Raw genomic sequence first — 7,084 nt, 5'->3', positions numbered from 1 at the left:
TGCGGGAGGGCCGGAAAGTAGACGCGCCATCTTGGCGCGTTCTTTGAGCCAACGAAAACCCCAAGAACGCGCCAAGATGGCGCGTCTACTTTGCGGGCGTTCTCGCCGACTTACTTCATTAGCAGCGCAGCGAAGCGATCTCGTTCCCGCCACGGCCCCGGCTGCCTCCATCCCCCAAACCACGCGCCCCTGGAATCGCCAGGCTCCAGCCTGGCCTCTTGGGTTCTTCCGCGCGGGCCTGTTCGATCCGTGTTTCCCCGAAAGCCAAGGGGAAGCTTGGCGATCCCAGGGTGCGGCTGCCCCGGCAAACCCTGCTCTTTCTTGGCAGCCAAGCAAAGCCATCTCTTGCCCGCCACGGCCCCGGTTCTCACGGCGTGATATTCGGGAATCAGGGAAGCAGCGCCTACTCGCCTTTCCTGGCGGTGGCCAGTTCCAGCAGGTTTTCGGCGTCCTTTTTGGAGAGTTCGACGCAGCATTTCCCGGCGGGCCACACCACGGCTACGGGCCCCTGGGGGCATTTCCCCATGCAGTCGTCCGTCTCTGCGACGGTCAGGCGCACTTTTTCCTTTTCCGCAAGTTTTTCGAGCTCCTTGCGCACGCGGTCCCCGCCGGCCTTCCGGCAGCCCTTCCCCCCGCAGAACACCACGCACCCGTCCTCTTTCGCCTTCTTCTTTTCCACGCTGCGGCTCCTTGCCTGGGGACGCGTTCCGCGCGCCGCCTGTACGGAAACGCCGGGGCCCCTGGAATTATTCGGCGCTTGCAACGGGGCGGGAATCGGGGGTATGGTGGAGCGCGTTCCTAAAAGAAGTCCCGCCCTTCCCCAAGGAGTCCGGTGGGGCACGCAGCAACTGAGACCGCCAAAAACAGGAGACCATGGCATGACCGTCTATTTCCCCGAAGTCCAGAGCAAGGTGAAGTATGAGGGGCCGGATTCCAAGAACCCGCTGTCCTTCAAGCACTACAACCCGAAGGAAAAGGTCATGGGGAAGACCATGGCCGACCACCTGCGCTTTGCCGTGTGCTACTGGCACACCTTCAAGTCGGCCGGCGCCGACATGTTCGGCGCGCCGGTCTACAACCGCGCCTACAACACGGGCGACAGCCCCCTCCAGGTCGCCGAGCAGACGCTGGACGCGGCCTTCGAGTTCTTCACGAAGCTGGGCGTGGGCTTCTGGTGCTTCCACGACACGGACATCTCGCCGGAGGCGGACACGCTGGCCGAGACAAACAAGCGTCTCGACCACATCGTGAAGCTGGCGAAGAAGAAGCAGGAGGAGACGGGCGTGAAGCTCCTCTGGGGCACCTGCAATCTCTTTTCGCACCCCCGGTTCATGTCCGGCGCGTCCACGAACCCCTCCCCGGACGTGTTCGCCTTCGCGGCCACGAAGGTCAAGAAGGCCCTTGAGGTCACCAAGTATCTCGGCGGCCAGGGCTATGTGTTCTGGGGCGGCCGCGAGGGCTATGAGACCCTCCTGAACACCGACATGGGCCGCGAGCTGGACCACCTGGGCCTGTTCCTGAACATGGCGGTGGACTACGCGAAGAAGATCGGGTTCAAGGGCCAGTTCTACATCGAGCCCAAGCCGAAGGAGCCGACGAAGCACCAGTACGACTTCGACTCGGCGAGCTGCCACGCCTTCCTCCAGAAGTACGGGCTGGCCGACGTGTTCAAGTTCAACATCGAGGCGAACCACGCCACGCTGGCGGGGCACACGCTGCTGCACGAGCTGGAGTACGCCGGGGCCAACAATATCCTCGGGTCCGTGGACGCCAACCGGGGCGACGAGATGCTCGGCTGGGACACCGACCAGTTCCCGACGAACCTCTACGAGACCTCCCTCGCGATGTACATCATCACGAAGTACGGCGGGTTCAAGACGGGCGGCCTCAACTTCGACGCGCACATCCGCCGCCAGTCCATTGACACCGAAGACCTGTTCCACGCGCACATCGGCGCGATGGACTGCTTCGCCCGGGGCCTCAAGATCGCCGCGCGCCTGATGAAGGACAAGGCCATCGAGAAGTTCGTCCAGAAGCGCTACGCCGGGTGGAACAAGGGCATCGGCAAGCTGATTGAGGAGGGCAAGGTGGGCTTCGCCGATCTGGAGGCGTACACCGTCAAGAACGGCGAGCCGAAGATCGTCAGCGGCCGCCAGGAGTACCTGGAGAATATCCTCAACGACTACATCCGCTGATTCCGGCGGACGCCCAAAGATTGCGGGCGCGGGGAGTCTTCCCCGCGCCCGCGTGTGTTTTCAGCACACCTCAGGGGGCAACCGAAATCCGGGGACGCGGCCCGAAGGGCGTCCGTTCCCGCGCCTCCAGCGAGAGGACCAAGTCGCAGGGGGCCTGCCATCCCTTCGGCAGGGGCACGCGCACGCGGGTCCGCTCGAACCGGGCCAGCGTCCGGGGCAGGGGCACGGACTCCGCCGCCCCTCCCGCCGTCACGGTCAGCATGACGGTCCCGGGGCCCGCCGCGTCCACGCCGCCCAGCAGGGCGGCCTCGCCAAGATTGGTCAGGGTCACCACCAGGAAGGGGGTCTGCGACAGGTCGGCGGCGGACACCGTCGCGCCGCTCTCCAGCAGTTTTCCTCCGCCGGTCAGAACGGCATCAAAAAACGCATCAAGATATTTGGGCGGGTTTGACCCGGTGCAGGGACGGTTGCCGACGGCCACGAGCGGGCAGTCCGCCGATGTGGTGCCCGTGCCCTCCGTGCGCAGGCCGGGGGTCTTCCCCGCCGTCACGGCGTCCCAGTACTCCCCCTGCAGGGCGGTGTACACCCCGGACAGGCCGTTGGTGTGGCTGTCGCGGTCAAAGGCGAGCCGCAGATCCTCCGGCGCGGGGTCGGGGGCGTTCTCCACCAGCGGGGCGTGTTTGCGGATCACCGCCGTCACCGGACGGTCCGTGCCGTCGGGGTTGATCACGCCGTAGTCACTGTTCTCGTTGGACCGGAAGCCTCCGGGGTACCACCACCAGAGGACGCCGTCCGCCCCGCTCTCAAGGACCATCCGGTAGAAGTCGGTGTAGAACCGCTCCTGGAAGGCGAGCTTGTCCTCCGGGACGGACATGGACGCCATGTCCCACACATGGACCCCGGCCTCGGCCCAGATCATGGGCAGGGCGGGGTTGGCCCAGCGGGCGTAGGTCTGGGTGAAGGCCCCGGGCTTCACGCGCTCCCAGTCGCCGATGCGGCCGTAGGCCTCGGGCTCAAACAGGTCCACCGCGCCGCCCAAGTACGCGAAGTCGTAGAGCATGGTATTCCGCTGGGTGTCCGTGGGGTCGCCCGCCATGGACATGCGGAAGCTCACATGGTGGTTCGGGTCAATCCGCCGAATGAGGTCGCGGGCGCGGCTGTACTTCGCGTAGAGCAGCGTGTCCAGGAAGCGGCGGTACGCCGCGATCATGGGGCTCCACGGCCCCTCCACGCCGATCATCTCCTCCGTGAAGTTGGTGATGTTTCCCCGGGCGTCGCGGGGCACGGGAGCGCCCCAGTCCTTCTCGGCGTTTTCCAGGCTGCCGTAGCGCTCGATAATCCACTCCTCCCAGTCCTTGTTGAACGGGTCGCGCTCGGAGGGGCGGAACTGGGGCTCCCACGCCAGGTCGTAGGCGAAGACCGTGTCGTTTTCCGCGAGGCGGAGACACGTGATCATCTCGCGGACCTGTTCCCAGGGGAACTCCATGGGTGTGCCGGGGCGCAACGACACGTTTGCCTTCATGCCGAGGGCGTCCATGCGCCGCAGGAGGTCGAGCAGGTTCTGCGCCTTAAGGTCGTCGTAGTAGAGGAAGACGGAGAGGGCGTTGCACCCCATGTTCCGGCAGCGCTCCAGGTCGCGCTGGATGACCTCCGGGTCGTAGGAGCGGCGGCTGAGCCAGCGCTCGAAATACGGCTGGTCCTCCGTGGCGACGCCGGACGACGGCATGTAGTTGATGCCGTGGGGCCGCCAACGCGCGCCGCCCAGCTCGAAGCGCCCGTCCGCCGCCGTGACGTACTTCGGCGTTGCGCGGGGTTTCCATTCCCGCACCTCGTGCGCCGCGGCGGCCACCGTCTCCCCGCCGCGCTCCACACGCACCGAGGCCGTCGCGGCGCCGTCAAAGGCGGGCACGGGGAACGCGATCTGCCGGGATTCCCCCGGCGCGAGGCGCACGGCGTCCTCGGCCGCCTCAAACGGTGCCGCGCCGCCGACCGTCAGGGAGGCGGTCACGCGGAGCCCCTCCACGGCCTCCGGGCCGCGATTGAACAGGGTGGCGCCCAGACGCAGCTCCTGCCCCTCCAGGCAGGTGAAGAAGTCCGCGCCGCCGTCCACCAGCACCACCGGTTCCTTGATGCGCCGCGCCGTGCGGGCCAGGGCTTCGCCCCCCGCCGGAGACAGGTACCATGCGGGGTCCTGCACGGCGAAGGAGGCCCACAGGGAGCCCTTAAAGGGGCCGTCCGCATGGGTCATCAGCGCGGCAACGGCACCCCGGTAGTCGCCCGAGGCGGACTCGGCGGCCAGCAGGGGCTCCCAGGCATACGCGCGCCCCTTGTCGAAGCCGTTGGGCGTGGGGCGCGGGTGCAGCCCCATGAACGCGCCGGGCAGGCCCGGGTCGCCGATCCCCTCCAGGCACCCGCGGGCGCGCATGCGCGCCGTGTCGGCCACAGGGAAGAACTTGTACGCGGGGCAGAGCGTTTCCAGTTTCACGGGCTTGTGGCCGCGCAGGGCGGCCGAGGCCTCTTCAGAGAGCGGGGCGGTGTGCACCGTCGCCACCTCGTAGGCCAGGTCGCGGTCGGCGTAGCCCGTGTGGGTGAAGGCCTGGGTCAGCGTGAGGCTGCGGGCGTTCTCCGGGTTGAACACCGTGCCGGCGCGCGCGGGCACGCTCTCCCAGAAATGGAAGTCCTCCGGCGTGAGCACATAGTCCCGCCATTCGGGGGACAGGGGCATGGAGGCGATCCACCGGGATCCGTCGGCCTCGGTCCACTCCACCGCCAGATGGGTGGCGTTGCGGACGGCGCGCGCGCGGACCAGGGTGGCGGTGTGCCCGCCGGGAAAGGGGGACGACGCGAAGTCCTTGGCGAAGGTGTCCCACCCGTCCATCTTGGCGATTTCCACCAGGAGCGCGCCGTTGGCCACCGTGTGTTTCCCCGCCATCTCCGCCGTGCGGAAACCCGGCCGCCAGGTGGAGATGTCCTCGGCGGCAAAATCCACCAGCGGCGTCTTGGGCGTCTCCGCCGCGTAGGCCTCGCGGAAGGCGGGCACGGTCATCCACCGCCCGTTCAGCGGCACCAGCGCCTCCCGTCCCAGCGGCGTGTTCAGCGCGGCGATGCCTCCCCCCTGCCGTGCGAAGGCCTCCAACGCGGACAACGCATCCTTGGGAAGGCGTCCGGCATCCGGCAGCACCAGCACCGCGAAGCGGGAGAGGTCCGGCGGTGTTCCGCCGGAGAAGAAATCTTCCGGCAGACGCTCCACCGTGTATCCCGCTTCAGTGAAGGCGGCGGCGGCCGCCCCGGCCACGGGTCCCCACGGGGACCCGTCCAGTTCCACGCCGTAGAGCCCCGCCAGGGGCTGCCCCTGCGCGGCGGCGGCGAGAAGCAGCGGGATCATCAGAAAGAAAGACCGCATGAAAAAACTCCTTCGTGGTTGGATTCAGGGATATGAAACCTTTTTCCGGGGCCGTTGTGCAAGAAAGCGCGGCGTTTTGCGCCTGTTTCCGCCGGGAAAGTTGCGCCGCCGCCGCTCAAACCATTAATCTTTTCTCACGGATTTCGCGCGGTTTCACCCCGGTGCCCCGGCATTCAGGACATCCATAATGGAATTTCGGATAAACAGTTCCCCCCTTCGCGGGGAGGTGCGCATTCCCGGATCGAAATCGCACACGATCCGGGCGGTGTGCGTGGCCGCGCTGGCGGAGGGGGAAAGCGTCATCGGACGGCCCCTGGTGTCGGCGGATGCCCTGGCCGCCCGCGACGCCTACCGGCTGCTGGGCGCGGAAATCACGGAGGAGGGCGACCGCTGGCGCGTGCGCGGGCTGGGCGGCCGGCCCCGTGTGCCGGAGAATGTCATTGACGTTCGGAACTCCGGCACGACCATGCGGATCGCCCTGGGCACGGCGGCATTGCTCGACGGGCCGGGCGCGGTGGTGCTCACGGGGGACGCCCAGGTGCGGCGGCGCCCCTGCGGTCCCCTGGCCGAGACCCTGACCGCCCTGGGCGCCTCGGTGCGCTCCACGCGCGGCACGGGCACCCCCCCCTTCGTGGTGGAGGGCGCCCTGTCCGGCGGCGAGGCCGAGTTGGAGGCCGTCACGAGCCAGTATGTCAGCTCCCTGCTGTTCTGCTGCCCCCTCGCGCCGGACGACACGCGGCTGCGGGTGACCCTGCTGAACGAGAAACCCTATGTGGAGATGACCCTGGACTGGCTCGCCCGGCAGGGCGTGACGGTCCACACCGACCCCTCCCTGATGGAGTACCACATCCCCGGCGGACAGTCCTTTCAGCCGGTCAACCGCGACATTCCGGGGGACTTCAGCTCCGCGACGTTCTTTCTGGCCGCGGGGGCCCTGCCGGACAACGAGGTGTTCTGCCGCGGCCTGGACATGACGGACACCCAGGGCGACAAGGCCGTGGTGGAATACCTGCGGGCCATGGGCGCGCGGGTGTCCGTGGAGGGCGACGGCGTGCGCGTTTCCGCCGACGCGCTGCGCGGCGTCGAAATTGACATGAACGCCACCCCCGACGCCCTGCCCATGATGGCGGTGATGGGCTGTTTCGCCGCCGGGGAGACCCGGCTGGTGAACGTGCCCCAGGCGCGCCTCAAGGAGACCGACCGCATCGCCGTCATGCGCCGGGAGCTGGAGAAGATGGGGGCGCGGATCACGGAGCTTCCCGACGGACTCGTCGTTTCGGAGAGTCCTTTGCGCGGCGCCATGGTGGAGAGCCACGACGACCACCGGATTGCCATGGCCCTCGCCGTCGCGGGAACCCGCGCGGCGGGCGAGACCATTATTCGGGCGGCGGAAGCCGTTGAGGTCACGTATCCCAAGTTTCCCGACCATGTGGCCGCCCTGGGCGGCCGCCTGGAGAAGACGGAAGAGAACGGCGGAACCTGAGCG

At 67.8% G+C, this 7,084-nt stretch carries 4 protein-coding genes; 2 read left to right on the top strand and 2 right to left on the bottom strand.

Annotated features, from left to right (window positions below):
• Positions 1 to 403 precede the first annotated feature (403 nt).
• A complete protein-coding gene (locus GXY15_10140) occupies positions 404 to 679 on the bottom strand; it encodes a (2Fe-2S) ferredoxin domain-containing protein (GenBank protein ID NLV41570.1) in 276 nt (91 codons plus the stop codon).
• A 199-nt stretch (positions 680 to 878) separates the two neighbouring features.
• Here GXY15_10140 and xylA point away from each other — a divergent pair, with 199 nt between their 5' ends.
• Positions 879 to 2,195 carry a xylose isomerase gene (gene xylA, locus GXY15_10135; protein ID NLV41569.1) on the top strand — a complete coding sequence of 439 codons (1,317 nt, stop codon included), beginning with the start codon at positions 879 to 881 and terminating at the stop codon, positions 2,193 to 2,195.
• 70 nt (positions 2,196 to 2,265) lie between these two features.
• Here xylA and GXY15_10130 read toward each other — a convergent pair whose 3' ends face one another.
• A complete protein-coding gene (locus tag GXY15_10130; protein ID NLV41568.1) occupies positions 2,266 to 5,598 on the bottom strand; it encodes a hypothetical protein in 3,333 nt (1,110 codons plus the stop codon).
• Between the two features lie 187 nt (positions 5,599 to 5,785).
• On the opposite strand from GXY15_10130, the gene aroA reads away from it, so the two are divergent.
• Positions 5,786 to 7,081, top strand: a complete 1,296-nt coding sequence (aroA, locus tag GXY15_10125) for a 3-phosphoshikimate 1-carboxyvinyltransferase (protein ID NLV41567.1) — start codon at positions 5,786 to 5,788, stop codon at positions 7,079 to 7,081.
• The last annotated feature ends 3 nt before the right edge of the window (positions 7,082 to 7,084 follow it).

The sequence above is a fragment of the Candidatus Hydrogenedentota bacterium genome, assembly GCA_012730045.1.
GTDB lineage: Bacteria > Hydrogenedentota > Hydrogenedentia > Hydrogenedentales > CAITNO01 > JAAYBR01.
Note: the sequence above shows the minus strand (reverse complement) of the source record. Positions and strands in the feature narration are given on the sequence as shown.

Coding starts and splice junctions, on each gene's coding strand:
- GXY15_10130 (NLV41568.1), bottom strand. CDS start 5,598: ATGCGGTCTTTCTTTCTGATGATCCCGCTGCTTCTCGCCGCCGCCGCG.
- aroA (NLV41567.1), top strand. CDS start 5,786: ATGGAATTTCGGATAAACAGTTCCCCCCTTCGCGGGGAGGTGCGCATT.
- xylA (NLV41569.1), top strand. CDS start 879: ATGACCGTCTATTTCCCCGAAGTCCAGAGCAAGGTGAAGTATGAGGGG.